This window comes from Streptococcus sp. HMSC071D03, from assembly GCF_001812125.1.
GTDB classification, from domain to species: Bacteria; Bacillota; Bacilli; order Lactobacillales; family Streptococcaceae; genus Streptococcus; species Streptococcus pseudopneumoniae_N.
Map to the genome: position 1 here is coordinate 1 of NZ_KV807759.1, position 225 is coordinate 225.

The window sequence follows — 225 nt, forward strand, 5'->3', positions numbered from 1 at the left end:
CACCTGGTTTAACAGTTTGGTCCTTAGCTTTTGGAGTGTTCTTGTCTGCGTCTGTATCCTTAGTTGATGGATCTTCTGGTTTAGATTCTGGTTTAGACTTAGGATCTTTTGGATCTGTTCCTTTTTCAGCTTCTTCTTTATCAGTCAAGCCATCGCCGTCTGAGTCCTTAGTTGATGGATCTTCTGGTGTACTTGGATCTACTACTTTAACAGTTACTGGAACTT

The 225-nt window shown here is 40.9% G+C and carries 1 protein-coding gene; it reads right to left on the minus strand.

Translation table 11 applies throughout. The features are described from left to right. On the minus strand, nt 1-225 hold a 225-nt coding region (locus tag HMPREF2837_RS11445; protein WP_222565295.1), incomplete at both ends, for a thrombospondin type 3 repeat-containing protein.